The sequence below is a fragment of the Mesorhizobium sp. M1E.F.Ca.ET.063.01.1.1 genome (assembly GCF_003998155.1).
Classification (GTDB): Bacteria; Pseudomonadota; Alphaproteobacteria; order Rhizobiales; family Rhizobiaceae; genus Mesorhizobium.
In genome coordinates this window covers 1-487 of sequence record NZ_RZSC01001561.1, presented here as the reverse complement: position 1 = coordinate 487, position 487 = coordinate 1, and the positions used below count along the sequence as shown (strand labels likewise).

At 65.5% G+C, this 487-nt stretch carries 1 protein-coding gene; it reads left to right on the top strand.

Features of this window, described 5'->3' with window-relative positions:
* Positions 1-54: 54 nt before the first annotated feature.
* The coding region (locus EOA29_RS39785) for a GNAT family N-acetyltransferase (RefSeq protein ID WP_189479199.1) at positions 55-487 on the top strand (433 nt) is incomplete at its 3' end.

Here is a 487-nt window from a genome sequence, read left to right as displayed (position 1 = left end):
CACGGTGACCGACCAGACCCAGGTGGCGGCCACCATCGCGGCCGCGAGGGCCTGATGCCGGAAGAAACGATGTCGAAGGATCGGCTGCCGATCGAACGCGTCTCGCCTGCTGCCGAGGCCGCCATCCTTGCCCTCAACAACGAACATGCGGCCGAATTGTCCTGGCTGGAGCCGGAGCGGTTGTCGTTCCTTATCGGCCAGGCTTTCTACACGCGCCGCATCGGTGCTCTCGAAGCCTTCATCATGTGCTTCGATCAGAACGCCCGCTACGACAGCCCGAATTTTCTCTGGTTTCGCGAGCGTTATCCGCGCTTCGTCTATGTCGACCGGGTGGTTGTAGCGGCCGAGGCGCGCGGCCGCGGCCATGCCCGGCGCCTCTACGAGGATCTGTTCGACCATGCCCGGCGCGCCGGCCACACGATCGTCACCTGCGAGGTCAATGCCGATCCGCCGAACCCCGCCTCGGATGCCTTCCACGCCGCGCTTG